23 protein-coding genes are annotated in these 25954 nt (G+C 65.7%); 9 read left to right on the top strand and 14 right to left on the bottom strand.

The features are described from left to right. Positions 1-93: 93 nt before the first annotated feature. On the bottom strand, positions 94-1350 hold the full coding sequence (locus CY658_RS24800) for an alpha/beta hydrolase family protein (protein WP_101492714.1): 1257 nt from the start codon (positions 1348-1350) through the stop codon (positions 94-96). Between the two features lie 16 nt (positions 1351-1366). Next, positions 1367-2425: an SDR family oxidoreductase gene (locus CY658_RS24795; RefSeq protein WP_101492713.1), complete on the bottom strand. Its 1059-nt coding sequence runs from the start codon at positions 2423-2425 to the stop codon at positions 1367-1369. 62 nt (positions 2426-2487) lie between these two features. Here CY658_RS24795 and CY658_RS24790 point away from each other — a divergent pair, with 62 nt between their 5' ends. Beyond that, complete coding sequence (locus tag CY658_RS24790; RefSeq protein WP_257884987.1) at positions 2488-3276, top strand: TetR/AcrR family transcriptional regulator; 789 nt, start codon at positions 2488-2490, stop codon at positions 3274-3276. An 18-nt stretch (positions 3277-3294) separates the two neighbouring features. Here CY658_RS24790 and CY658_RS24785 read toward each other — a convergent pair whose 3' ends face one another. Genes CY658_RS24785 through CY658_RS24775 form a run of 3 tightly spaced genes read right to left on the bottom strand, consistent with a single transcriptional unit; the run spans position 3295 to position 6329 of the window. Beyond that, on the bottom strand, positions 3295-4053 hold the full coding sequence (locus CY658_RS24785; RefSeq protein WP_101492711.1) for a GntR family transcriptional regulator: 759 nt from the start codon (positions 4051-4053) through the stop codon (positions 3295-3297). A gap of 14 nt (positions 4054-4067) precedes the next feature. Next, positions 4068-4805: an aspartate/glutamate racemase family protein gene (locus tag CY658_RS24780; protein ID WP_101492710.1), complete on the bottom strand. Its 738-nt coding sequence runs from the start codon at positions 4803-4805 to the stop codon at positions 4068-4070. Between the two features lie 30 nt (positions 4806-4835). Then, positions 4836-6329: an NCS1 family nucleobase:cation symporter-1 gene (locus tag CY658_RS24775; protein ID WP_101492709.1), complete on the bottom strand. Its 1494-nt coding sequence runs from the start codon at positions 6327-6329 to the stop codon at positions 4836-4838. A gap of 253 nt (positions 6330-6582) precedes the next feature. Between CY658_RS24775 and CY658_RS24770 the strand changes: the two genes are divergently transcribed. The 5 genes from CY658_RS24770 (at position 6583) to CY658_RS24750 (ending at position 12534) form a co-directional block, all read left to right on the top strand. After that, the gene (locus CY658_RS24770) at positions 6583-7086 is read left to right on the top strand and encodes a sigma-70 family RNA polymerase sigma factor (protein ID WP_101492708.1); all 504 of its coding nucleotides are present in this window, start codon (positions 6583-6585) and stop codon (positions 7084-7086) included. Positions 7087-7107: 21 nt separating this feature from the next. Then, positions 7108-8085 (top strand): FecR domain-containing protein, encoded by a 978-nt coding sequence (locus tag CY658_RS24765; protein WP_101492707.1) that lies wholly within the window; start codon positions 7108-7110, stop codon positions 8083-8085. A 155-nt stretch (positions 8086-8240) separates the two neighbouring features. Then, entirely contained in the window at positions 8241-10715 is a 2475-nt protein-coding gene (locus tag CY658_RS24760; RefSeq protein WP_101492706.1) for a TonB-dependent siderophore receptor, read from the top strand. Further along, positions 10715-11014, top strand: a complete 300-nt coding sequence (locus CY658_RS24755; protein WP_101492705.1) for a DUF3649 domain-containing protein — start codon at positions 10715-10717, stop codon at positions 11012-11014. The genes CY658_RS24760 and CY658_RS24755 overlap by 1 nt, the downstream gene beginning before the upstream one ends. Then, positions 11011-12534 carry a PepSY-associated TM helix domain-containing protein gene (locus CY658_RS24750; RefSeq protein WP_180839045.1) on the top strand — a complete coding sequence of 508 codons (1524 nt, stop codon included), beginning with the start codon at positions 11011-11013 and terminating at the stop codon, positions 12532-12534. The genes CY658_RS24755 and CY658_RS24750 overlap by 4 nt, the downstream gene beginning before the upstream one ends. A gap of 63 nt (positions 12535-12597) precedes the next feature. On the opposite strand, the gene CY658_RS24745 is transcribed toward CY658_RS24750, so the two are convergent. The 8 genes from CY658_RS24745 to CY658_RS24710 all read right to left on the bottom strand — a co-directional run bounded on the left by CY658_RS24745 (position 12598) and on the right by CY658_RS24710 (position 22648). After that, positions 12598-13413 carry a glycoside hydrolase family 19 protein gene (locus CY658_RS24745; protein ID WP_101492703.1) on the bottom strand — a complete coding sequence of 272 codons (816 nt, stop codon included), beginning with the start codon at positions 13411-13413 and terminating at the stop codon, positions 12598-12600. Between the two features lie 558 nt (positions 13414-13971). Then, complete coding sequence (locus CY658_RS24740; protein ID WP_101492702.1) at positions 13972-14811, bottom strand: nucleotidyl transferase AbiEii/AbiGii toxin family protein; 840 nt, start codon at positions 14809-14811, stop codon at positions 13972-13974. Beyond that, positions 14804-15901 carry a hypothetical protein gene (locus CY658_RS24735; protein ID WP_101492701.1) on the bottom strand — a complete coding sequence of 366 codons (1098 nt, stop codon included), beginning with the start codon at positions 15899-15901 and terminating at the stop codon, positions 14804-14806. The genes CY658_RS24740 and CY658_RS24735 overlap by 8 nt, the downstream gene beginning before the upstream one ends. Positions 15902-16084: 183 nt before the next feature. After that, complete coding sequence (locus CY658_RS24730; protein ID WP_101492700.1) at positions 16085-17785, bottom strand: S-layer protein; 1701 nt, start codon at positions 17783-17785, stop codon at positions 16085-16087. 183 nt (positions 17786-17968) lie between these two features. Next, entirely contained in the window at positions 17969-19195 is a 1227-nt protein-coding gene (locus CY658_RS24725; RefSeq protein ID WP_101492699.1) for a M20 family metallopeptidase, read from the bottom strand. Positions 19196-19218: 23 nt separating this feature from the next. Further along, the gene (uraD, locus tag CY658_RS24720) at positions 19219-21006 is read right to left on the bottom strand and encodes a 2-oxo-4-hydroxy-4-carboxy-5-ureidoimidazoline decarboxylase (RefSeq protein ID WP_101492698.1); all 1788 of its coding nucleotides are present in this window, start codon (positions 21004-21006) and stop codon (positions 19219-19221) included. Continuing rightward, a complete protein-coding gene (gene puuE, locus CY658_RS24715; protein ID WP_099795694.1) occupies positions 21003-21965 on the bottom strand; it encodes an allantoinase PuuE in 963 nt (320 codons plus the stop codon). The genes uraD and puuE overlap by 4 nt, the downstream gene beginning before the upstream one ends. 8 nt (positions 21966-21973) lie before the next feature. Next, entirely contained in the window at positions 21974-22648 is a 675-nt protein-coding gene (locus tag CY658_RS24710) for a GntR family transcriptional regulator (protein WP_056574067.1), read from the bottom strand. Positions 22649-22755: 107 nt separating this feature from the next. Here CY658_RS24710 and uraH point away from each other — a divergent pair, with 107 nt between their 5' ends. After that, positions 22756-23106, top strand: coding sequence for a hydroxyisourate hydrolase (gene uraH, locus CY658_RS24705; protein WP_070061690.1), 351 nt, complete (start codon positions 22756-22758; stop codon positions 23104-23106). Positions 23107-23108: 2 nt separating this feature from the next. Here uraH and CY658_RS24700 read toward each other — a convergent pair whose 3' ends face one another. After that, positions 23109-23612, bottom strand: coding sequence for a hypothetical protein (locus tag CY658_RS24700; RefSeq protein WP_101492697.1), 504 nt, complete (start codon positions 23610-23612; stop codon positions 23109-23111). A 53-nt stretch (positions 23613-23665) separates the two neighbouring features. Between CY658_RS24700 and xdhC the strand changes: the two genes are divergently transcribed. After that, positions 23666-24472 carry a xanthine dehydrogenase accessory protein XdhC gene (gene xdhC, locus CY658_RS24695; protein WP_101492696.1) on the top strand — a complete coding sequence of 269 codons (807 nt, stop codon included), beginning with the start codon at positions 23666-23668 and terminating at the stop codon, positions 24470-24472. A 215-nt stretch (positions 24473-24687) separates the two neighbouring features. Beyond that, positions 24688-25899 carry a urate hydroxylase PuuD gene (locus CY658_RS24690; protein ID WP_101492695.1) on the top strand — a complete coding sequence of 404 codons (1212 nt, stop codon included), beginning with the start codon at positions 24688-24690 and terminating at the stop codon, positions 25897-25899. The last annotated feature ends 55 nt before the right edge of the window (positions 25900-25954 follow it).

Below are 25954 nucleotides of genomic sequence, written 5' to 3'. Positions count from 1 at the left end.
AGTGATGCGCGCCGGAGATCCGTCGCGCACACCAGTTGTGTACGCGAAACTGTATACAATTTATGCGGCAATCCAGATTCAGGTAAACCCGAATCAGTCTCCCATCTTCAGTCGCCGCATGAGCCAGTTCGCCGTGAACTCGAAGTGCTCGCTCATGTTCGATTCCGCCGTGTGGCCGTCTTCCCCGAAGACGAGTTGCGTCACGTTGAAGCCCAGCGCCGAAAGCGCGGCGGGCTCGTCTCTGGAGACGAGGTCTTCGAGCGCGCCGTTCACCATGAAGATGGGTTTGCGCAGCTGCACCGCGGTGGGGTTCTTCAATTGGCGTGAGAGCTGGAAGGCTTCGTAGTACGCGCACATCGCTTCGCGCGGCGTGGTCTGCGGATTCATGTTCGCGAACACGGTGTAGGGCGCGACGATCCAGGCAGGCGCCACCTTGCAATGCGCTTGTCCGAAGCTCACATCGCTGGGGCCGCCCACATTGACGACGGCTTTGTAGAAGTCGTTGCTCAAGCCACCGAGCGTTCCCAGATAGCCGCCCATGCTCCAGCCGTAGACGGCCACCCGGCTCGTGTCCAGGTCGCTGCGGGTCTTGATGTAGTCGGCCACGGCGTCGAACATGACGTGCGACTCCGGACGGAACGCCAGCGGGTTCTCGCCGGTGTCCGGGTTCTCCACGATGAAGGTGGCGAAGCCCCGACTCATGAAGTAATCGCTGTGCCGGATCATCTCGGTCTTCAGGTTGTCGAGGCCACCAAGAATCACCAGCACCGGCAGCTTCTCGTTGCGGCCCGGCCGTGCGGGCGGCGCACGGAAGTAGCCGGTGAACTCTTTCGCGCCGGCCTTGAATGCGATGCGTTGCAGCGGCTTTCCCAGCAGCGCATGGGCGCGTTCGGTCGCCTGCAGATCGGGCGTGGGCACACGCTTGGGAAGCCGGTTCATCCGCAGGTAGAAAGCGGCCTTCTTGTACTCGGCCGATGCGGCGGCGTTGTTGGCTTGTGCTTCGAATGCGCGGGCGCGTTCCAGGTGCAGTTGGGCGGGCTTGTTGAACGTCGCCTGCCAGACCGCTTGCGACGGCCCGGTGTGTTCCGGCAACGCTGCGGCGATGTCGTCGAAGGTGCGTGCTTCGATGCCGGCATCCTCGAGCCACCAGCAGATGTTGAATTTGAACGAAGGGTGCATGCGAGCGATGCCGTCCGGATACTCGGCCTGCCCCTTGTTGCAGAACTCGGCCATGCTGGGCGCGGCCTTGGCAGCAGGAAGGCTCCGGGCCGCGGATGCGTGCGGCGCTGCCGCGATGCAAAGAACAGTCGCGAAGGCCGCCGAGAGTTTGAGGATCAATCTGTTTGTCATGGTCTTTTTTCTTCGTTCAGGATTCGGTTCGGGTCGGCACACCGGGCAGCCAGCCATTGCCGCGGTACCAGGCGAGCGTGTCGGCCACGGTTTGCTCGACTGGGCGAAACTTCAGTTGAAGCTTCTGCTCGCTCTTCGTGTGGTTGAAATGGCTGCGTCCCGCCTCTTTGCGCATGAGCCGCACGGTGGCCAGGCTGAGCAAGATGGGCTTGCCGGTGGCCCGCGCATAGAGCTCCTGCACCGCCGCCAGCAGGTACAGGAGCGGAAAGGGCAGGTTGCGTGTCGGCGTGGGGATGCCCGCGATCTTTCCGACCAGGGGCACCAATTCCTGCATCGTCATGTGGCGGCCGGCTGCCAGATAGCGCTCGCCGCGCTGGCCGTGTTCCGCGGCCGAAATTTGCGCCTGTGCCACGTCGCGGGCATCGACCACGGAAAAGCTGCCGGGCACCAGCCCGGGCAGTTTTCCGAGCACCACATCGTTGACGAACTGTCCTGACGAGGTGGGACCGATGTCGGCCGGCCCCCACATCCATCCGGGCAGCACAAAACTCGCATGCATGTCCGGGTGCGTGCCCAGAAAGGCCAGCACGACCTGGTCGGCCATGATCTTGCTGCGGTAGTAGTCGTCACTGGCATCCGCCAGGTCGCGCAGGCAGGTCTCGTCCATGGGCACACCCGGCTCGCCGTTCAGCACCGCGATGGACGAGGTCTGCACGAAGCGCCGGATGCCGGCACCGTAAGCCCGTTCGATGAGCTGCCGGGTGCCGTCCACGTTGATGCGCTTGAGCTCTGCCCAGTGGCTGCCGCCCTTGAAGTTGTCCCGGAAGAACGCGGCGGTATGGAACACCACGTCGCATCCTTGCAGCGTGCTGGAGAACGCGCCCACATTGGCCATGTCGCCCTGCACCAGCTCGACGCCCTTCATCCCCGCAAACTGCTGCTGGCCCTTGGCCTTCGAGCGAACAAGGGCCTTGACGAAGACGCCGCGCGCGACGAGTTCGCGCACGAGGTTGTTGCCGAGAAGGCCGGTCGCGCCGGTGACGAACGCGGTTCTCAAGGCCTTGGGTTTTTCCATATCAATCGAATTTCAAAAATCAAACGAGTTTTGAATGTAGCGTTGCGGTTCTTAAATATCAAGTGATATTCGAAAGTGGATTTCGGGCGGCGCGCCGGACGCCGGGGGCGGCATCTGCTATCCAAAGTTCATGTGATATCTTTTCGGCCATGACCCCGACGACAGCCAAAACGCGCCTGACCCGCGAGGAAAGCAGGGCGCAGACGCGCGAGCGCCTGATCGAAACCGCGCAGCAGCTGTTCGTGTCGAACGGCTATGGCGGCGCGTCGATCCGCGACATCGCGGACAAGGCGGGCTACTCCCAAGGCGCCTTCTATTCGAACTTTTCGAGCAAGGAAGACGTCCTGCTGGAGCTGCTGCGGCGGCACATGGAAGCGGAAGCGCTGCAGCTTTTCAAGGCCATGGGCGACGAGCGGCAAGAGCCCGAGCAGATGCTTGCCGAGCTGGAAGCCTGGGCTTCCACACTCAATCACGATGCCGACTGGTGCATGCTTTCCATCGAGCTTCAGCTGCATGCCAACCGCAGTCGCAGCTTCGCGCAGGAATACAAGAAGGTGTGGGACCGGCACCGGTCCGAAATCGGCGGCGTGATCGGTCAGTTGTTCGACAAGGTCGGGCGCGCGCTGCCCGCCGCACCGGAAGAATTGGCCGCAGCCTTCATGGCCCTGTCGCACGGGCTGGCATTGCAGCGCATGAGCACGCGCCCCGATCCCTCGGGGCGGCTGATCATGGTGTTCCTGCGCGGACTGATCGCAAGTGCGGAACGTCTGAAAGAGGTCGTCGTCCCAACGGATGACCCCGCTGCGCGCGCCCCCAAGAAGCGCCCGGCGAAAGCCAAGCCCAAGCGCTGAGGCGGGGCAGGGGCCCTTTCAGGCCAGCAGCGCTTTCACCAGGTCGAGCTGTCGATCGGGCTTCTCGGTGCCCAGTTCGAGGCTCGCTTCGATGCGTTCGAGGTGCTCGATCATGCAGGTCGCGGCCGCTTCCACGTCGCCCTTGCGGCACAGGCGCAGAAAGTCGGAGTGCTCGTCGGACGAGCAGTGCGGGTCGTTCGACGAGTGATAAAGCATCGCGATCAGCGAGCTGCGCGCCACCAGTTCGCGCACCATCTCGGCCAGCGTGTGGTTGCCGGTGGCCTCCGCCAACGCCACGTGAAAGTCGCCCAGCAATTTCTCGCGCACCGTGCCCATGGTGCTCTGGCGCAGCGCGGCGCGTTCGAACTTGATGTGCTGCTCGAGCGTCTGGTAGTCGCGTGGCCGCGCATTGGCGATGAACAGGCGCACCACCTCGCGCTCGAGGATGCGGCGCACCGCGAACACCTCGCGCGCCTCTTCCACCGTGGGCTGGCAGACGAAGGCGCCCTTGTCGGGAATCATCTCGATGAGCTTGTCCTTCGACAGCATCAACAGCGCCGCGCGCACCTTGGTGCGGCTTACTGAATAGACGCGGCCCAGCGCTTCTTCACGCAGCCAGGTGCCCGGCGGCAGGCGCTTCTCGACGATCGCGGTGGCGATGTCGTTGGCGATGCTTTCGATGGAGCTGTTCTTGTCGGCCGGCGCCGCGCCGTTCTCGGCCGGTGCGGCAACGGGGGCGGCGGAGGAGGCGGATGGTTTGGAACTGGCGCGGGGCATCCGTCGATTGTGGCTCAGCGCGTCAGCGTGAAGCCTTCGAGCGCGCCAATGATGGGCTTGGGCAAAGGCTTTGCGAGTTCGCCGCGCTTGCTGGTGCGCAGCTTCAGCGCCACCAGTGATTCGATGAGCTTGGTGCCCGCGGCCACGCCGTCGATCACCGGCACGCCGAGCACCTGCTCGATGTGCGCGCACAGGTCGGTCATGCCAGCGCAGCCGAGCACGATGCAGTCGGCGCCGTCTTCTTCGAGCGCGCGCCGGCATTCGTCGACGATGCGTTCGCGGGCGTTGGAGCCCGGCTCTTCCAGCTCGAGCACCGGCAGTTCGCAGGCGCGCACGTTGGCGCAGAAGCGCTCCATGCCGTAGATCTCGGCCAGGTGCCAGGCCTGGCCCATGGTGCGGCCCAGCGTGGTCACCACGCTGAAGCGGCTGCCGATCATGCTGGCCAGGTGCATCGCCGCCTCGGCGATGCCCACCACGGGGCCGCGCGCCAGTTCGCGTGCGGCCTTCAGGCCCGGATCGCCGAAGCAGGCGATCACGTAGCCGTCGATGCCGTCGCGCTCGCCCGCCGCAATCTCCTGCAGCAACCCCGGCACGGCCAGCGCCTCGTCGTAGTGGCTCTCGATGGAGACCGGCCCCATGGCCGGGCTCACGGCCACGATCTCGGTGCCGGCGTGCGCCACCGCGCGGGCGCAGGCACCGATCTTCTCGGTCATGCTCCAGGTGGTGTTGGGGTTGATGATCTTGATGCGCACGGCGCGGTCCCTTTCTTACTCTCTACAGTTTCAAGTCTTGTTGTTGCGGTTCAGCAGCACGTACAGCACGAAGCCCAGGGCCATGCCGATGAACCACGCATAGTTGGCGGCGCCGCGCAGCGTCGGCACCATCACGCACAGGATGGGCACGAGGGCCGAGGGCACCAGCGCCTGGATCGCCTTCGGGTTGTAGCCGCCGCTGTACCAGTACTTGCCCTGCTTGCTCATGGTGTAGAGCGAGTCGACGTCGATCTGCTGCTTGCGCACGATGTAGTAGTCGGCAATCAGGATGCCGAACAGCGGCCCGATGAACGAACCCAGCACGTCGAGCGTGTAGTGAATGACCTCGGGGCTGTTGTAAAGGTTCCAGGGCGTGAGAAACACCGAGCCCACCGCGGCGATCATGCCGCCCGTGCGCCAGCTGATGTGCTGCGGCGCCACGTTCGAGAAGTCGAAGGCCGGCGACACGAAGTTGGCCACGATGTTGATGCCGATGGTGGCGATCATGAAGGTCAGCGCGCCCAGCACGACGGCCGTGGTGCTGTCGATCTTGCCCACGGTGTGCACCGGGTCGGTGATCAGTTCACCAAAAACGGGCAACGTGGCGGCCGTGGTGATCACGGTCAGCAGCGAGAAGAACACGAAGTTGATCGGCAGGCCCCAGAAGTTGCCCTTCTTCACCGCGTCGAAGCTCTTGCCGTAGCGCGAGAAGTCGCCGAAGTTGAGCATCGGGCCGCTGAAGTAGCTCACCACCAGCGCAATGGCCGAGAGCATCACGGGCAGCGCGTCCCAGCCCTGGAACTTGATGCCGCCCAGGTTCAGGTCGATGTTGCTCCAGCCGGCCTTCCACACGAGCCAGCCGCACAGCACGGCCATCACCACGTACACGGCCGGGCCGGCCCAGTCGATGAACTTGCGAATGGCTTCCATGCCGTGCCAGAACACGAAGGCCTGCAGCACCCACATGACCATGAACGCCACCCAGCCCAGGGCCGAGAGGCCGACGAAGCCGTGCTGCGCGACATCGGCATACGGCGCCAGGCTCGGCGCCATGTGCAGCGCCAGCACCATGAAGGCCGCCGACGCCAGGTACGTTTGCACGCCGTACCAGGCCACCGCGATCAGCCCGCGGATGATGGCCGGGATGTTGGCGCCCAGCACGCCGAACGAGGCGCGGCACACCACGGGGTAGGGCACGCCCGTCACCTGGCTGGGCTTGGCCACCAGGTTGCAGAAGAACTGCACGATCACGATGCCCACCAGCAGCGACACCAGCACCTGCCAGCTCGACAGGCCCAGCGCGAACAGGCTGCCGGCCGTGATGTAGCCGCCCACGCTGTGCACGTCGGACATCCAGAACGCAAAGATGTTGTATTGACCCCAGGTCTGCTTCTTGAGCGGGGCGAGGTCCTCGTTGGTCAGGCGCGGGTCGTAGCCCGGCTTGATGAGGGCATTCGATTCCGCGTGCGGCGCGATGCCGGCTTCGCTGGCCCCGGCGGGGGCATGGCTTGCGACTGTGCTCATGGTCTTTCCTCGTTCATGGTTGGGATGAGGGACTTTTTGACGCAAATTTCGCGCCGTCTTTATGGGTGCGTTATTTGTATACAAAAATTGAACTCAATCAAGACCATGCGGAGAATCATATATCCGTAGATTCCCTGATGCATGCAGCGCAACGGTGGTGGCCGGGGCGACCCCCACGGAGGAACTAAACCATTACAATTGCGAACGGTTCGCATTTCAGTCGTTCCAAGCCCGCTCTCCAGAACTGCCCTCCATGCCCGCGGCCGGACCTTCCGTCACCCCCATCGAAGCGCTCTACAGCGACCACCACGGCTGGTTGCTGGCGTGGCTGCGCCGCCGCCTGGGCGACGCCTGCGATGCGGCCGATCTGGCGCACGACACCTTCGTGCGGCTCATGGTGTCCTCGCGCACCGCCCCGCTCGGCGACGAGCCGCGCGCGTTCCTGACGCACGTCGCCAAGGGGCTGGTGGCCGACCATTGGCGCCGGCGCGAGGTGGAGCGCGCCTACCTCGAGGCGATTGCGCACCTGCCCGAGCCGCAGGCGCCTTCGCCCGAAGCCCGCATGCTCATCATCGAATCGCTGCTGCGCATCGAGGCGATGCTGGCCAGCCTTCCGGCGCGCACGCGGCAGGTCTTCCTGCTCGCGCAGTTCGACGAGCTCACGCTCGCGCAGATCGCCGAGCGCGTGGCGATGCCCGTGATCACCGTGCGCCGCCACATCCACAAGGCGCTGGTCGCCTGCATGTCCGTTGCCTGAGCGGCACACGGCCCGAGCGCGATGAACCGCCAGCCGCCGCTGCAGGCCCACGCCGCGCCCGATGCAGCGTTGCTGAGCGAAGCCGCCGATTGGCTCCTGACCCTGCGCTACGGCGACGACGCCGCGCGTGCGCAGGCCAACTTCGAGCGCTGGCGCCAGCAGAGCCCCGCGCACGGCCAGGCCTGGGCGCGGGCCGAGGCGATGCTGGGCGTGTTCGCGCAAGTGCCGCCGGACATCGGCAAGGACACCTTCCAGGCCCTGCAAAGACCCAGCCGCCGGCGCGGCATGGGCATGCTGGGCGCGCTGCTTCTGGCCGCGCCGGCCGGCTGGCTCGCATGGCGCCACATGCCCTGGCGCGAGTGGAGCGCCGACGTCGCCACGGCCACCGGCGAGCGCCGGTCGATGGTGCTGGCGGACGGCTCGCAGCTGGTGCTCAACACCGCCAGCGCGGTCGACATCGTGTTCACCGCCGCCGAACGGCGCATTCACCTGCAGGCGGGCGAGATCCTCGTCACCACGCATGCCGACCCATCGCCCACCTACCGGCCGTTCGTGGTGCAGACGCCGCAGGGCACGGTGCGGGCCCTGGGCACGCGCTTCAGCGTGCGCCGCCTCGACGACCACACCACCCGTGTCGCGGTGATCGAGCAGGCCGTCGACATCCGTCCGGTGGACGGCGCGTCGCGCGTGCTGCGGGCCGGCACGCAGGCCGATTTCGAGGCCGGTCGCATCGGCCCCGAGGCCGCGGTGGAGAACAGCGCCACGCTGTGGGAGCAAGGCATGCTGCTCGCGCGGAACATGCGGCTCGAAGACGTCGTCGCCGAAATGGGCCGCTACCGCAGCGGCGTGCTGCGCTGCCATCCGGCGGTCGCCGACCTGCGGGTGTCGGGCGCCGTGTCGCTGGCCGACACCGACGCCGGGCTCGCGCTGCTGGCGCGCTCGCTGCCGTTGCGCATCGAGCAGACGACCCGGTACTGGGTCACCGTGGCGCCGCGCTAGGTGTTGCCCGCGGTTTTTCTGCACGACCGTCTCGCCGGTCGAAAAAAATTCGCGCGCAGGTGATCACTTTTTTCGTCTCGTCCGGTGTGAGAGGGAACGACGCATCGAGGCCGATGCGCTCTCCCGCCATCACAGACACCAAAGGACGCAGACACATGGGATCGCAGCACGCGCGCCGGCACCGGCACCTCGGGACCTTCACGGTCGCCCTCACCACCACCGCAGTTCACGCGGCCGTTCGCGTGGCATTGGGCGGTGCCATCGGCATCGGCGCGCTGGCGGCAACGCCCGTGTTCGCGGCCGAGCCGGCGGTCACCGGTGCACGCCAGTTCGCGATTGCCGCCGGCCCGCTCGCCGATGTGCTGGCGCAGTACGCGGCCGCCGCCGGCGTGCCGCTGATCTTCGAACCCGGCACGCTCGCCGGGCTGCGCAGCCCTGGGCTGCGTGGGCGCTATACCGCGCAGGAGGGCTTCGAGCAGGTGCTGCGCGGCAGCGGCTATGAAGTTGTCGGCGGCGGCAGCGGTGGCTCGGTGCTGCGCAAGGCGAGCGCCCCCGTGCGCAGCGGCGCGGGCGACACCGCCGCCACGCTGTCGCCCGTGACGGTGACCGCCGCGACCGAGCGCGAAACGCCCACCAGCCGGGTCAACGGCTACGTCGCGCGGCGCAGCGTCACGGCCACCAAGACCGACACCGCGTTGATCGAAAACCCGCAGTCGGTCTCCGTGATCACCGCCGACGAAATCGGCGACCGCAAGGCCGAGTCGCTCGACGAGGCGCTGCGCTATACCGCCGGCGTCACGCCCAACCTGAAGCCCTGGGCGGTCGACGAGTTCTCGCTGCTGCGCGGCTTCGAACTCGGCACCGCCGGCGTCTTCATGGACGGCCTGCTCACGTCGGGTCGCTCCTATGCTGCGCCCATCGAGCCCTACGGCCTCGAGCGGCTCGAAGTGCTGCGCGGCCCCGCATCGGTGCTCTACGGCAAGATGCCCCCGGGCGGCATGGTCAACGCCGTGAGCAAACGCCCGACCGCCGACACCCTGCGCGAGATCGGCATCGAGTACGGCAGCTACAACCGCAAGCAACTGAAAGCCGACCTTTCCGGCGCGCTCGGCAGCGACAGCGAATGGACCTACCGCCTCACCATGCTGGGGCGCGATTCGAACACCCGCCTGCACCACGACCGCGACAACCGCCTCTTCATTGCGCCCGCCCTCACATGGCAGCCCAACGCCAGCACCAAGCTCACGCTGCTCGGGCGCTACCAGAAGGACAACCAGGCCTACGCCTGGCAGAACCAGCTGGAGAAGCCCGGCGTGTTCGGCCAGCCGAGCCCGCGCGTGAACGTCGGCGGCGACGACAACCGCTGGCGGCGCGACAACAAGATGCTCGGCTACGAGTTCGAGCACAGCTTCAACGACACCTGGTCGGTGCAGCAGAGCATGCGCTACAGCGAGCTCGACCGTTCCGAGACCAACGTGTTCCCGCGCGGCTTGCGCGCCGACGGCTACACGCTCAACCGCAGCTTCTCGCCGCGCGAAACGCACTGGAAGGGCCTGCTGCTCGACACGCGCGTGCAGGCCCGCTTCGACAGCGGCCCGCTGAAGCACACCGTGCTGGCCGGCGTCGACTACGCCAAGTCGCGCACCACCGACGAGTTTCCGTACGACCGCCCCTTGCTGTCGCCGATGAACCTGTTCGCGCCCGTGTACATGCACCAGCCGCTCGCGCCGGCCGCCGACCCGTATGTCGACCGGGTGCCGACGAAGCAGGTCGGCCTCTACCTGCAGGACCAGATCAAATGGGACCGCTGGGTGCTCACGGCCGGCGTGCGGCATGACAAGGCGGACGCCACGGGCACCCGCACCTTCGGCAAGACCGGCGAAAGCAGCGAGATCTACGACACCTCGGCCAGTGCCACCACCGGCCGCGTCGGTGTCGTGTACCTGTTCGACTCCGGCTGGGCGCCCTATGCGAACTACGCCACGTCCTTCTCGCCGGAGATCGGCAAGGACCTGAACGGCAACCTGCTGAAGCCTTCGAAGGGGCGGCAGATCGAAGCCGGCGTGCGCTACCAGCCGACCGGAAAGAACGCCAGCTACACAGCCTCGGTGTTCGACATCGTGCGCAGCAACGTGACCACGGCCGCGCCGCAGGCGCCCGGAGAAGTCATCCAGACCGGCCAGGTCAGGTCGCGCGGGCTCGAGCTCGAAGCCCGCGCCGACGTGACGAACAACATCAGCCTGATCGCCCAGTACACCTACCTGGACACCCGCATCACGCGCAGCAACGACGGCGACCTGGGCCTGCCGCAGATGAGCGCGCCCAAGCACAGCGCGTCGGTGTGGGGCAAGTATTCGTTCCCGGTGGGTGACTCGACCCGCGCGTTTGCCGCCCTCGGCGTGCGCTACCTCGGCAAGGCGCGTTCGGCCTGGGACACCGGCAACGCCAACATCACGAACCCGAGCATCGCGATGGTCGACCTGGCGCTCGGCTTCGACCGCGGCCCCTGGCGCGTCTCGCTCAACCTCAACAACCTGCTGAACAAGCAATCGCTGCTCGACTGCAACGGCAGCATCTGCTATCGCAGCGCGGAGCGCACCGCCAACCTGAGCGCGCTCTACCGCTTCTGATGCCGGTGTTGCGCGCCCCCGCGCGCCGCAGCCGTGCCGCCTTGCTGTCGCGCATCGTGGCCGCGCTGTTCGGCGGCTATGCGCTGGCCGCACTGACCAGCGTGGCGGCGCTGGCGTTGCCCATGGGCACCGTCGAGGCCGTGCTTGCCGGCATGCAGGCAAGCTTCCTCGTGTACGCGGGCGCGGCGATCTGGGTGTTTGCCGCACGCAGCGCACGGCGGGCGTGGCTGGGGCTTGCCGTGGTCGCGCTGCCGCTGCTGGCCATGGCATGCAAGGTCTGGGCAGAAGCTGCGGCATGAGCGTTGCCGCACCCCGCCTGCGCCAGGCCATGGCCGGCCTGCACACCTGGACCGGCCTGCTCTTCGGCTGGCTGCTCTACGCGATGTTCCTGACCGGCGCGGCGAGCTACTTCCGCGAAGAAATTTCCCAATGGATGCGGCCCGAACTGCCGGCGCTCACGCAACTGCCGGTGGCGGCTGACAGCGCCACACGGGCCGTCACGGCCTTGCAGGTGCTCGCGCCGGGCGCCTCCCGATGGGTGATCGATCTGGCGGGCGCGCGCACGAACGTCGTCGCCGCGTCGTGGCGCATCGGTGAGATCGACGGCCATGCCGTGCTCGACCCGCTGACGGGCCGGCCACTGGCCGCGCGCGCGACCGACGGCGGTGAGTTCTTCTATTACTTTCATTTCTCGCTGCACTACCTGCCGCGTGTGGCGGCGCGCTGGCTGGTGGGCCTGGCCACCATGTTCATGCTGGTCGCGCTGGTCAGCGGCGTGATCACGCACAAGAAGATCTTCGCCAACTTCTTCACCTTCCGCCGGGGCAAAGGCCAGCGCTCGTGGCTGGATGCGCACAACGCGCTGTCGGTGACCGCGCTGCCGTTTCATTTGATGATCACCTACACCGGCCTGGTGACGCTCATGACGCTGTACATGCCCTGGGGCGCCGACAGCGCGCCTTCAGCCGCGCACATACGCCCCGCGCTGCGCGCCGAAATGACGGCGCTCCTGCCGGCCGGCGTACCGAGCGGCGTGACAGGCCCGCTGGCCGACGTGGGCGCGATGGTGCGCGAGGCACAGCAGCGCTGGGGCACGGACAGCGTGGCGCGCGTGATCGTCGACCACCCGGGCGATGCCGCGTCGCAGGTGCGTGTCGTGCGCGGTGACGCGGGGCGTGTGTCCGTCAGCCCGCGCTACCTGGTGTTCGACGGCGCTAGCGGCACGCTGCGGCAGATCAGGGACCAGGCCGGACCCGCGGCCGAAACCCGCGGCGTGCTGTATGGCCTGCATGTGGCGCGCTTTGCCGATGCCGCGACGCGCTGGCTGTTCTTTCTCTCGAGCCTGGCGGGAACGGCGATGGTGGCCACCGGGCTGGTGCTGTGGACGGTCAAGCGGCGCGCGAAGCAGGCTGGCACTGACAAGCCGGCGTTCGGCTTCCGGCTCGTGGAGCGGCTCAACATCGCCACCATCGCGGGGCTGCCCGTGGCGATGGCGGCTTTCCTCTGGGGCAACCGGCTGCTGCCGCTGGCACTCGCGGACCGGCGCGAATGGGAGATTCACCTGTTCTTCATCGCCTGGGCGCTGGTGTTGCTCTTTGCGATCGCCAGGCCTGTTCATCGTGCGTGGATCGAGCTGTTCGCCGCGGGCGCTGCCTTGCTGGCGGTGCTGCCGTGGGTCGGCGTGGTGATGGGGCTTCGCGAGAGTGGCGTCTTCACCGGATTCACCGGGTTCGACATCGCGCTGTGGAGCCTGTCGCTGGTGCTGGCGGGCATCGCGATGCGTATCGGACGCCCGAAGGAGCGCGTTGCACGGCTCTAGGATTTCAGTCCGATGCGCCCGGTGTCCCGCGTCCCTGGTGTCCTGTCGCAGAAATGGTTGGTGTCAGGAAGCCGGACGCAAGCACTTCGCCAAGTCCATCGCATAGGCCGCTGTAATTGGCTTGTTTGGCGATCCCGGATTGACATTGTTTCGGGCGTTGATCCAGTCGATTTTCTTGCCATTGATGTAGAAAGACAGAGGCTTCCTGCTTCCGTACCAGCCGTCCAACATGGCGCGAACGAGCACCTCTCCTGCGACCTGCGGATCCAGTGCCTTGTCCGGATCTTTCACCAAGTCGATGCCCAATCTTCTTCCGGTTTTTCGGTAGTTGTCTTCGAACGTCAGTTGTAAAAATCCACGGCCGTAAAAGCGGTTCCCTTCTTTGTTGGGAAGTGCATAGTTCGCTCGCAGCGGCTTACCGTACTTCTTTGCCCGTTTCTCCAACATGTCGCCAATGGCCCGTTCACGGCATGCCTCATCGGTCAGGCATTTGGGCGCTTCGCGAATCGGCAAGAACGTGCTCATGGACTCCCTGCGCGCGGTGGCCAACACGAAGGCAAGCCGGTTTTTGTCTTCGTCGCCAAATTTCTCCCACGCATCAAAGAGCTGATTCATTGCTGTCTGGGTGCGTGCATTGAGCCGCATCGATCCAGCGCGAACGGCGGCTGTACTTTCCTTGTTCATTTCGTAGTTGGGAAGAACCGCGCATTCTTTGAAGAACAGCTCGCGATCTGCCTTGAAGGGGGCAGCGCATGCGAGGGTGGGAAATATCCATAGCGACGCCAACGCCGCAGCATGCGTTCTGCGAGGGTTGAAAGGCGGCATCTGGCGTGAGCGCAGGAAAGCCATCAAGGCGGGCACGACTTTGAGGTAGTTCATCGGAGAAGTCTGCAGCCGATGGACTTGTCGCTACATCCCCAAACTTGGGGAGGCTCAAGGCCGGCGAACCGCTGGCGCGGAATCATGCGCGCTGCAACCCTCGATGCGCAGCGCGGCATACCAAAAATATCCACGGCTCGGATATTGCGCGCCAAGCGTCAGCTTCGGGTGCGGTCAAACGACGAGCGCGCTGGGGAGAACGCCATGGTGGGCCTCGCGCAGCATTGGCAGACCTTCTTGGTGACTGGCCGTGTACCGGGCTGCGGCAATCTCGAGTGCGAGGTTCGCTACGCACGGCCGCGTGCATAGCCAAGACATGCGGCGCCGTTGCGTGCGTCTCACAAATAAATGCGGCGGCACGCACTCGCCGCGAGGAGGTGCGGGCAACGCAGGTCGGGGTCGTCTGGCCCATCAAGACGCAGGCCGATGACGTCGAGAAGGCCCGGCGGCAACTGGCGCGCAAAAGTAGGTCTGTCTGTGACCCGCTGACCTAACCCCAAAAATCTTCCCCGAAGTCTCGAGGGCAATTCGAGCGGGAGCGTACTAGATCCGTCGCAACTATTGCCCGAGGCGGTTGAGCCAGTTGCTCACTTGCCCAAATGCGTCTTGCGCGATCTGCGCCGGCGACATGCCGTCTGTGGCTCCAGATTCGACAAGGAACTTGCGCACCGTTTGGGGACCGAAGGCGTCAACACCCGAGAATTTGGCCGCGATGTTCGCATAGGCATTGCGCGCTACTGCGTCAGTCAACAGGGGGCGGCATGCATCCGCGAGGGAGTCGAGTCCGTCCTCGTAGTGTCTGATGACGTAGTAGATGTCGTACGCATCCTTCGGCTTGTCTCGGCCGACGAGCGCATAGCCCTTCATCACAAGCAAGGCGGGGATGCTTGCGATGCGCAGCTGGACCGTGTTGTGCCGCCCGTCTGGCATGTAGCCACTGAACTCACGCTTGACGAAGTGTGCGTTCGCCACGTCAAGGCCGTCAGCGCGTTGAACGGCAAAACCCGCAAGCAGCGGCGGGTCGTTCTTCACGAGCTTTGCCTTGCGCGGCATCAGAAAGTCGATGATCACATTGATCGGCGGACCTTGATCGATGTCCACAGAACGCACCATCTGGAATGGCCTCATCAAATTGAGGCCGCGCTCGTAGCCCGCGCGTTCGAGCAGTCCGACCAGATTGACGTATTCGCCGTCGCCGAGCGCCTCATGATCGAGGCTGAGATCAACATCGATCGTCCCGATGTGCCTTGGCAGTGCTCTTGGCAGCAGCAACCATGGAACAGAGCCGCCGACGACAACGAATCGTTCGGTGTAGGCGCCGAGCACTTGTCCCAATTCGATCAGCACGGAGTAAACCGCATGGGTACTGCGATCGTCATAGGCATGCATTTCAGTCATTTCGGCTGACTCCTGTGCCCAGTGCACGCGCAAGCTTCTCGCTGAAGAGGTGATCCGCCGCTTCGCGATCACGGTCTCCCATGGCGGAGAGATCAAGATAGGTTTGAATGAGGCCGGTCCCGCGGATGGGGTCCGGTGAGATTGCGATGCTGTCGAGCTGCATCATGTCGTCCTCCGGCTCATACACGAATACGTTGGCGCCCATGTCACTGGGTTCAAGACGAAGGAAGTCCTCAAGGAGTTCGAGGCTGTGGCGGTCGGCGTAAAAGAATTCCCCGGGAACCCGCGTGTACGGAGCGATCCGGCGCGCAACGGAGTGACCGGCGAGCAACAGCGTGTTGAACGGTGTCGTCTTGGCCTTCATGAATAAGGTCTGGATATGCGTGTCCAGTGCAGCGCCGTGGTAGACCGTGTAACCCTGTGCCAGCAGGTCGGGTGCTTGCCGCTCTTCCCTCCACGCTTGAAGCAGTTCGATGGGCTTCACTACCCTCAGGCCTGATGCATCGGAAGTTGCCCACTCGCGGTCAATCAACACCTCTCTGATCTTGCTGACCTGCGCCGTGCTGACATGAGCACGGCTCGCGATTTCGTTGCCTCGAAGCGGTCTGCGCTCGGCGAGTAGCACTTTCAGAATGCGGCTTGACTTGGGGCTGAAGACCGATCTCTGCTTTCGCCGAGTGCCGAACGGGTTGACGTCGGTTTTTTCGATCTCGATATGAATGCCGGTGAAGCTGAGAAAGCAGTTTCCCGCAAGATCCATCCACCCTTGCCCTTGCGATCGCAGAATGGCTCTCGACTCAGGAGAGATGTAGGGAGCCACGACGACGCCATAGCTGCCAGGGTAGGCGCGGCCGCGGTCAGCGAGGAAAAAAGAAGCTTCGCGGATGAATCGAGGTTCCCCTGAGTTCTTTGCTTCGATGTCGATTCGCTGCGTGCCTTCGGTCAGGGTAACTTCGAACGTCGCGCCAGGTAGGCCTCGGCCCCTTTCAAATTCATCGCTGACTTCGATGCTGGTGACATGCGAAATCGCTTCGAGCTTGAGTCGAAGGGCGTGAAAAGCACTTCCCAGGTCCGGTTCGGACGTTGCCATGAATTTACCGTTTGGTGAATCTGGTCATTCTAGTAAATATTTCTCGGCCAATCCTATGTTGCACCAACTGGTAAATTCTCTTGACTCGCTGTGTTTACGTACAGCCTTGCTGGGGAAGGCAAAGAAAAAGCGCCATGCCCCTGAGGGACTTGGCGCTTTGGGCGGGACGTGGGGGGGCGCGCCTTACTGCCCCGCCACCTTCACAAACACCGGATTCGAATAGAACCACAGGTCGTTGTAGTTGCGCGCATTGATCGCGTTGAAGCGCGTGACCGGGTCATCACCAGCCGGCGTGGGCGTGCGCGCATCGAACAGCGGTTCGCCGCCGGCGGTTTCGTTCGGCACGTCGGTGCCGAGGTTGGTGCCTCGCAGGCGGAAGTACTGGTTGTTGCCGGCCTTCACCGTGTAGGTCACTGCGAAGTAGCCTTCGGTGTCGAGCGTCCAGTCGGCGCGGGTGAAGCGCTTGACCACGCGGGTCGTCGGGTTGGTGTCGCGCGCGTAGCCGGGCGTGCCCGGGAGTTCGCGGCCGGTGACGTCGCCGGCGATGAGGTCGATGTGGTCGACCACGGGCTTCACGTTGGCATACACGCCGCTGCCGAGCTGGTACTCGAAGTTGTTGCGCTCGGGGCTCTTGAAGCGGATGGTGATCTTCAGGTCTTCGCCCGGCCTGGCGCTCACTTCGGTGCCCATCTCGCCCGCGCCCTTGGCGCTTTGGACCTTGAAGTCGAGCGCGTTGATGAGGCTGCCGTTGACCGCGAAGAGCTTGCCCGAACGCATCGCCGTGAGCAGCGACTTCGGGTCCTTGATGTCGCCCCAGAGGTGGTTCTTCGCGTACTCGCCGGGCGCGTAGCCGCTGCTGTACAGGCCCTTCGAGGTCGTGAAGTGGTAGTCGGAATCGGCCGTGTTCCAGATGTGGCGGCCTTCGGACAGCAGGGCGTCCCAGGTGCCACCGAGTTTGGCGACGAGGTAGTCGACGCCGCCGTAGGTGCGCGAGGGCAGGTTGGCCGGCGTGTAGGCGCTTTCGTAGCCGCCGCGGTCGGGCTCCATCTGGTTGCCGACCATGCCCTCGAGCGAGAACACGATGTCGGGCGCGGCGTCGTTCATCTCGCGCAACTGGGTGGCCGTGTATTTGCCGGGGCTGCGCGAGGGGTGGTTGATCTGCAGGTAGCTGCTGTCAGGGTAGTTCTTCTTGAGCCACGCGATGGCCTTGAGCACGTCTTCGTGCGTCGTGGAGGCGCGTGCGTCCTTGGCGTTCCAGGCCGCGACGTCGGTGGCCGGGAACAGCGCGGGGTCGCGGTTGGTGAACAGGTATTCGAACTGGCTCACGGCCTTGAGCGCCGCGTCGGACATCGGGCTGTCGGTCAGGATGCCGACGTTGCCGTGGTCGTGCGTGGCCATGTCCCATTCGAAGGACGCGAAGATCGTCTTGTCGGCGTACTTGCCGCCGGCCTGCAGTGCCTTGATGCGCGGCACCTGATAAAGGGCCATGCCTTGCGAGAACGGAATCGCCGGGGCGAGCTTGCGGCCGTCGTTGTCATAGGAAGACAGGCGCAGGTGGTCCGAGAGCGCGACCCAGTCGAGGCCGAAGGTGTCGAAGGCCTTGGCGAGCACCTGGTCGAGCGTGGAAATCTGCTGCGTGTCCTCCGACTGGATGGTGTGGACATGCAGGTCGCCGACGGTCCAGCGGCCGGCGGGCGCGGCCGGTGGCGGCGGGGGTGTGGCGGGCGAGGGCGCCGGTGCTGGGGCCGGCGGAGCGATGGGCAGGCCGGCGAACGGTGCACCGCCGCCGGAGCCGCCGCCGCACGCGGTCAGCAGGGCGGCGCCGAGCGCGAGGGTAGAGAAAAGGGGCGAGCGAAAGCGGGGTGCGGGAGGCAGGATTTTCATGGCGACACAAACAGCAACGGCCAGCGCATGGCGGGCCGTCGCTTCGGGATTTCAAGGAGGCGGAACGCATGAAAGCGCATCCGCCGGAGAAGCCCGGAGTCTGAAATCCTGTCGTGACGATTCGATGAAACTGCGATGAAAGTTCACACCCGAAGGCGTGTACTTTCAACAGCTTGCGCGTGTTCAGGCCAGCAGGTCGCTCAGCGTGCGCGCCACCACCTTGGTCGCGCGGCGCAGGTCTTCGAGCACCACGCGTTCGTCGCTGCGCTTGGCATGCGACTCGAGCACGGTGCGCGGGCCGGCGCCGTAGATCACGCCGGGAATGCCGGCTTCGACGTACAGGCGCACGTCGGTGTACAGCGGCGTGCCCATGGCCTTGATGGGTTCGCCGAACAGCTCGCCGCCGTGCTTCTGGATCGCATCGACCAGCGGTTGGTTGCCGGCCAGCGGCTTCATCGAATTGGCGAGCAGCATGCGCTTGATGTCGACCGTGATGCCCGCGCTCTCGGCGGCGGCATCGGCGATCACCTGGCGGATGTTGGCTTCGACCTCGACCGGGTTCTCTTCGGGGATCATGCGGCGGTCGAGCTTGAACACGACCTTGCCGGGCACGACGTTGGTGTTGGTGCCACCCTCGATGCGGCCCACGTTCAGGTAGGGATGCGTGATGCCCTCGACCTTCGACGTGACTTGCTGGTAGAGCGTGTTCTGCGCGTACAGCGCATTCAGAATCTTGGTGGCGCCCTGCAGCGCGTCGATGCCGGTGGTGGGCACGGCGGCGTGCGCCATCTTGCCGTGCACGGTCACTTCCATCTGCAGGCAGCCGTTGTGGGCGGTGACCACTTCGTAGCTGAAGCCGGCCGCGATCATGAGGTCGGGCTTGGTCAGGCCCTTCTCGAGCAACCAGCCCGGGCCGAGGATGCCGCCGAACTCTTCGTCGTAGGTGAAGTGCAGTTCGATGCTGCCCTTGGTGGGCTTGGCCACGGCTTCGAGCGCGCGCAGCGCGAAGGTGAAGCTGGCGAAGTCGCTCTTGCTGACGGCGGCGGCGCGGCCGTACAGGCTGCCATCGACGATCTCGCCGCCATACGGGTCGTGCGTCCAGCCTTCGCCGGGCGGCACCACGTCGCCGTGGGCGTTGAGCGCGACGGTGCGGCCGCCATTGCCGTATTTGCGGCGCACGATCAGGTTGGTGATCGACTCGAGGCCGTAGTCCTTCACCTCTTGCGCGGGCACGGCGTGCTTCTCGGCGTCGAGGCCGAAGTCTTTCAGCAGCTCGGCAGTGCGCTCGGCGTGCGGCGCGTTGTTGCCGGGCGGCGTGTCGGTGGGCACCTGGACCAGTTGCTGCAGAAACTGCACTTCTTCGTCGAAGTGGGCGTCGATCCAGGCGTCGAGTTTGGCGTAGTCGGTCATGGTGGTTGTTCTTCTGTAATCGGTCAGTGGGCTTGTTCGGCGGCAAGGTTGTCCAGCAGCAGCTGGAAGGCTTGCACGGCGAGCTGGATGTCGTCGTTGGTGCTCGACTCGAGCGGGTTGTGGCTGATGCCCGAGTTGATGCCGCGCACGAAGAGCATGGCCTGCGGCATCACCTCGTGCAGCTTCATGGCGTCGTGGCCGGCGCCGCTGGGCATGCGGAAGAGCGGAATGCCCAGTGCATCGACGGCCTGTTCCCAGCGTTGCTGCCAGGCCGGTGCGCTCGGCGCGGCGGCGGCGCGCATGGTTTCCTCGAGCTCGTAGCGCACGCTGCGGCGTTCGCAGATGTCTTTCAGTGCGGCGACCACGTCGTTTGCCAGCGCGTCGCGCTGCGTGTTGTTGGGCGCGCGCAGGTCGAGGCTGAACTTGCAGCGGCCGGGCACGACGTTGATCGAGCCGCTCGGCACTTCGAGCATGCCGACGGTGCCGACCGAGTCGCCGTCTTTCGCGGCGCGCTGCTCGGCGTAGAGGATGAGTTCGGCCACGGCCGCGGCGGCGTCGCGGCGGCGGTCCATGGGCGTGGTGCCGGCGTGGCTGGCCATGCCGATGACTTCGCCCACGTAGCGCACGCTGCCGTTGATGGAGGTGACGATGCCCAGCGGCAGGTCGAGCTCGGTGAGCACGGGGCCCTGCTCGATGTGCACCTCGACAAAGCCGAGGTAGCGTGCCGGGTCGCGCTGGATCTTCGGAATGTCTTCTTCCTTCAGGCCGGCGTGCTGCATGGCTTCGCGCATGGTGATGCCGTCGGCATCTTTCTGGTCGAGCCAGCGCGTGTCGAAGTGGCCGATGAGCGCACCCGAGCCGAGGAAGGTGGCCTTGTAGCGCTGGCCTTCTTCTTCGGCGAAGCCGACCACTTCGAAGGCGAAGGGCAGGCGGCGGTTCTGGCGCTTGAGTTCGCGCACGCAGGCCATGGGCACGAAGATGCCCAGGCGGCCGTCGTACTTGCCGCCGTTGCGCACGGTGTCGTAGTGCGAACCGGTGAGCAGGGTCTTGGCATCGGGCTTGGCGCCTTCGTAGCGGCCGACCACGTTGCCGACGGCATCGATGTGCACGGAGTCGAAGCCGCAGTCGCGCATCCAGCCCGAGATGTTCGCGGCGCAGGCGCGGTGCGCGTCGGTCAGGTACGTAACGGTGAGCTGGCCCTTCTCGGCATAGCCGGGGTCGGTGTGCACCGACAGCTGTTCCTGCCAGTCCCACACGTCGTTGCCGAGCGTGACGTGGGCGCCGAACTTGTCGTTCAGGCGGATCTCGGCGATGCGGTGGATGTTGCGCAGCGCCTCGCCGAGTTCGAAGCTCGGGTGGTTGTGCAGCCGGCGCGCAAAGGTCTCGATGATCTCGCGCTTGGCCAGGCCCGTGCCGCGCGGGCCGCGCACGGCGAGGATGAACGGGAAGCCGAACTTCGCGTTGTAGTCGGCGTTGAGCTTCTGGATCTGCGCGAACTCTTCGGGCGTGCAGTCGGTCAGGCCGGCCTTGTTCTGCTCGTTGGTCGACTCGGCGGTGAGCGTCTTGCTGACCATGGCCTTGCCGGCGAGCTCGGGGTGGGCGCGGATGAGGCCGATCTGTTCGTCGGCCGACGACGCGGCCAGCGCCTGCACCAGCGCGTGCTTGAGGTGCGCGAGCGAACGGAAGGGGCGCTGCACCAGCGCGCGCTGCGCGATCCAGGGCGAGTGCTCGTACACGCCGTCGAGCATGGCGACGGCAGAGGCCGGCCCCGCGGCGTTGAGTTGGGCAAGGGTGAGGAGGGGGGTGCTCATGATGCGGCTCCGGCTTCGAAGGGGTGTGCCTGCTTCCAGTGGCGTGCGATGTCGACGCGGCGGCAGACCCAGACCTTGTCGTGCGTGGCGATGTGATCGAGAAAGCGCTGCAGCGCGGTGATGCGGCCGGGGCGGCCGAGCAGGCGGCAGTGCATGCCGATGCTCATCATCTTGGGGCTGTCGTCGCCGTTCGGATCGCCTTCGGCGTACAGCGCGTCGAAGGTGTCCTTCATGTACTGGAAGAACGGGTCGGCGTGCGAGTAGCCCTGCGGCAGCGCAAAGCGCATGTCGTTCACGTCGAGCGTGTAGGGCACGATGAGCTGCGGCACGACGCTGCCGTCGGTCTTCTGCACCTTCATCCAGAAGGGCAGGTCGTCGCCGTAGTAATCGCTGTCGTACTCGAAGCCGCCGTAGTCGGCCACGAGGCGGCGCGTGCGCGGGCTGTCGCGGCCGGTGTACCAGCCGAGCGCGCGCTCGCCGGTGAGCTTTTCGATCGCTTCCATGCCCAGGCGCATGTGCTCGCGCTCGGTGGCTTCGTCGAGGTTCTGGTAATGAATCCAGCGCCAGCCGTGGCAGGCGATTTCGTGGCCGAGTTCCTTGAAGGCGGCGGTGAGTTCGGGGTAGCGCTCCAGCGCCATGCCCACGCCGAAGACGGTGAGCGGCAGGCCGCGCTTTTCGAACTCGCGCAGGATGCGCCACACGCCGGCGCGCGAGCCGTACTCGTAGATGCCTTCCATGCTGATGTGCCGGTCGGGGAAGCTCGCCGGGTTGAACATCTCGGAAAGAAACTGCTCCGAACCTGCGTCGCCGTGCAGCGTGGCGTTCTCGCCGCCTTCTTCGTAGTTGAGGACGAACTGCACCGCCACGCGCGCGCCGCCGGGCCAGCGGGCGTGGGGCGGGTTGCGGCCGTAGCCGACGAGGTCGCGTGGGTAGGGCTGGGTGGTGTCGTAGACGGTCATGGTGTGGATCAGGACAACGCGAGGGAGATGTCGTTGGTCGGGACCTTGCGGTCGAAGGTGAGGTTGGCCTCGACGTGTTCCAGGTGCTCGGTCATGAGGCGCACGGCGAGTTCTTCGTCGCGCGCGGCCAGCGCCTTCACGATGTCGGCGTGCTCGTCGTTGGAGTGCTCGGCGGCGCTGGTGCTCTGGTACATGAGCGTGATGAGGGCGCAGCGCGAGATCAGCTCGCCCAATATTTGCGCCAGCACCTGGTTGCCCATGAGCTCGGCCATGCGCACGTGGAAGTCGCCCAAGAGCTCGGTGCGGCCCGATACGTCTTCGCCGCCGACGGCCGATTTCTCGAGCGCCACGTGCTCCTTGAGCGCCTTGATCTTGGCCGGCGTGACGCTGCGCACGAAGGCGCGCGTCATTTCGGCCTCGAGCATGCGGCGCACGGCGAACACCTGCTTGGCCTCGTCGACGGCGGGCGCGGCCACGAAGGCCCCGCGCGCCGGCTCGAGCCGGATCAGCTTGTTCTGCGAGAGCTGGAACAGCGCCTGGCGCACCAGCGTGCGCGACACGCCGAAGTGATCGGCCAGCTTCTGCTCGGCGAGCTTGGTGCCGGGCTGGAGGCGGTGCTCGACGATGGCCTTCGTGAGGGCATCGACGATCGAACGGGTGGTGGAGGACTCCATGTTTTTCATGATAGACCCAAAGCCGGTAACTGTATACACTTTTGTCCACCGGAATTTCCCACCCCCTGGTCTGCACGATCTCACCGATCCGGCACCATTTTTTGAAGGAACGCCCCATGGGTTTGAGCACTCACGTACTGGACACGATGCACGGCGGCCCCGCGGCCGGCATGGAGGTGGCGCTGTACACCACCGACGGCGACGCCGCGACGCTGGTGAAGCGCTTCACGCTGAATTCGGACGGCCGCAGCGATGGCCCGCTGTACGACAACAACTCGATCAAGGTCGGCACCTATCGGCTGGTGTTCGACGTGGCGGGTTATTTCAAGGCCCGCGGCGTGACGCTGCCGGAGCCGAACTTCCTGAACAAGGTGGCGCTGGATTTCGGCGTGGCGCACACCGACCAGCACTACCACGTGCCTTTGCTCGTGAGCCCGTGGAGCTACTCCACGTACCGCGGCTCCTGAGGTCAGTCGCCTTGTTGCTGCCCTTCGGTCAGGGTGTCGAGCTGGAAGCGCCCGCTCTTGTCCCACAGCCAGGTGTCGGTCCACGTGACCGTGCCCAGGCGCTGGGCGGGCGGGAAGGGCGCGGCCTGCAGCACGGTGCGCTCGATCTCGGCGATCACCTCGGGCGCGTGCTTGGGCGCGCGCAGCCAGTGCATCGAGACCACCTTGCCGCCGGTGTCGAGGTTCACCTGCAAGGTGCCAACCGCGTACAGCAGGGGCGGCATCTGGCCCTTGTAGATGCGCGAGGCGTTGGCGTTGTAGATGTGGCGTGCGGCGTCGCGGCGGTAGTCGCGCGCGGTGGCCGCGCTCGAGGCGCGCGGCGCGGGGCCGCTTCCCTGTGCGCTGCTGGTGCCGCTGAGCTGGCCGGGCACCGAGCCCGTCGAGCCGCAGCCGGTGAGCCACAAGGCAGAAAGAACAGTGGCGGCCCAGGCGAGGCGGCGCGGCGTAAGCTGGCGGTTCGTCATCATCGCCGGGGTTATACCGTGAGTCGTTGCGGTCCAGGCAACCGAAGGTATCGGTCATGAACGGTGCGGTCGATCAGTTGTTGATGCGTCTTCGCACCGAAGACGCCGTGCTGGTGCGCGTCGAATCGACGCAGGGCTCGGCCCCGCGCGAGGCCGGCACCTGGATGGCCGTGTGGGCCGACGGGCTCACGGCCACCATCGGCGGCGGGCAGCTCGAGTTCCAGGCCACGCAGGAAGCGCGCGAGATCCTGGCCGGCACGCGCAGCCTCGACGGCGTGCAGCGCTACCCGCTGGGCCCGAGCCTGGGGCAGTGCTGCGGCGGCGTGATGTTCCTCACCTACCGGCGCATCGGCGCGGCCGACGCGCCCGCGCTGCAAAAAGAACTGGTCGCCCAGCTCGAGCCCGTGGCTCTGTTCGGCGGCGGCCATGTGGGCGCAGCGCTGGCGCGCCTGCTGGCCGTGCTGCCGTTCTCGGTGCGCTGGATCGACAGCCGCGACGGCGTGTTCCCCGACGCGCTGCCCGCGCAGATCGACACCGAGCACTCCGAGCCCGTGCAGGACGCCGTGGCCGCGCTCGCGCCCGGCAGCCGCGTGCTGATCATGAGCTTCAGCCACGCCGAAGACCTCGACATCGTCATCGCCTGCCTGAAGCGTTTGCGCACGCGCAACGACCTGCCCTACATCGGCCTCATCGGCAGCAAGAGCAAATGGGCCACCTTCCGCCACCGGCTGGAAGCGCGCGGCTTCACGGCCGACGAGCTGGCGCGCGTCACCTGCCCGATCGGCGTGCCCGGCATCACGGGCAAGGAACCCGAGGTGATCGCGGTCGCCGTGGCGGCACAGTTGTTGCAATCGCTGGGATGAACAGGGTTTTCCCTTGGCGGCAACGCCGCAAATAGCATCCCGTCTCGTGTCAAAACTGTATACACTTTCGGTCCACAACAAGCCGCAGCGGAGCGAGGTCGTTTTCAACGGACCTGCGTTCGCGGCACTTTCTCTGCTTACAGCGCCCGCAGTGGTGAGCAGGCTGAAACCCCTCATCGACGTCCCACGCGTCTAGAGGGTTGAGAGAGCGCTACATGGAAAGTTACTACCTCGACTGGGCCAACCTGCTGCTGCGCTGGGTCCACGTCATCACCGCCATCGCATGGATCGGCGCCTCCTTCTACTTCGTGATGCTGGACAACAGCCTCGAGAAGCCGCAAGACCAGGAGTCGCTCGACAAGGGCGTGGGCGGCGAGCAATGGGCCGTGCACGGTGGCGGTTTCTACAACAGCCAGAAGTACGCGCTGGCGCCCAAGACGCTGCCTGACCACCTGCACTGGTCGTACTGGGAGAGCTACTCGACGTGGCTCACGGGCTTCGCTTTGTTCACCATGTCGTACCTGTGGAACGCGAGCACGTACCTCATCGACAAGAGCAAGATGGACTGGCAGCCCGGCGCCGCCATTGCCGTGGCGCTGGCCTTCTTCGTCGTGTTCTGGATGGTCTACGACGGCATCTGCCAGATCTTCGGGCGCCGCAAGAACGGCGACACCATCGTCGGCGTGCTGATCGCGATCTTCATCGTCTTCGCGACCTGGCTGGCCTGCCAGTGGTTCGCGGGCCGCGCGGCCTTCCTGCTGGTGGGCGCCATGATGGCCACCACCATGAGCGGCAACGTGTTCTTCTGGATCATCCCGGGCCAGCGCAAGAACGTGAAGGCGCTGCGCGAAGGCCGGCCAGTCGATCCAGTGCACGGCCAGCGCGGCAAGCAGCGCAGCGTGCACAACACCTACTTCACGCTGCCGGTGCTGTTCGCGATGCTGAGCAACCACTACAGCTTCACCTACACGCACAAGTACAACTGGATCGTGCTGCTGCTGATCATGCTCGGCGGCGCGGCCATCCGGCAGTTCTTCGTGGTGCGCCACCGCTTCAAGCTGGGCAACGCGGGCAACCCGCTGCCCTACGCCATGGTCGGCATCGCGGTGCTGGGCCTCACCATCGTGTGGATGAAGCCCGAGCCGGCCGCGCCTGTCGCGGCCAGCGCCGCCCAGGCCGCGCCCGCTGTGGCCTACCAGGACGTGCAGAAGGTGCTCGAGCAGCGCTGCTTCATGTGCCACGGCGCGGCCGTGCAGATGAAGAACGTGCGCGTCGACACGCCCGACCAGGTGACGGCGCATGCCCAGGCGATCTACCAGCAGGTCGTGGTGACCAAGATCATGCCGATGAACAACGCGACGAACATCACCGACGAAGAGCGGGCGCTCATCAGCCGCTGGTTCCAGGCCGGCGCCAAGACGAACTAGAGGCGCAGCGGCCTGCAAGGGCGGGCCGCCGGTCGTCGCACAATCGCCGAATGGA

Origin of the sequence: Variovorax sp. RO1 (assembly GCF_002849325.1) — a bacterium.
Taxonomy (GTDB): Bacteria; Pseudomonadota; Gammaproteobacteria; order Burkholderiales; family Burkholderiaceae_C; genus Variovorax.
The sequence above is the reverse complement of the archived record's forward strand: the minus strand, read 5'-3'. Positions and strand labels throughout refer to the sequence as shown.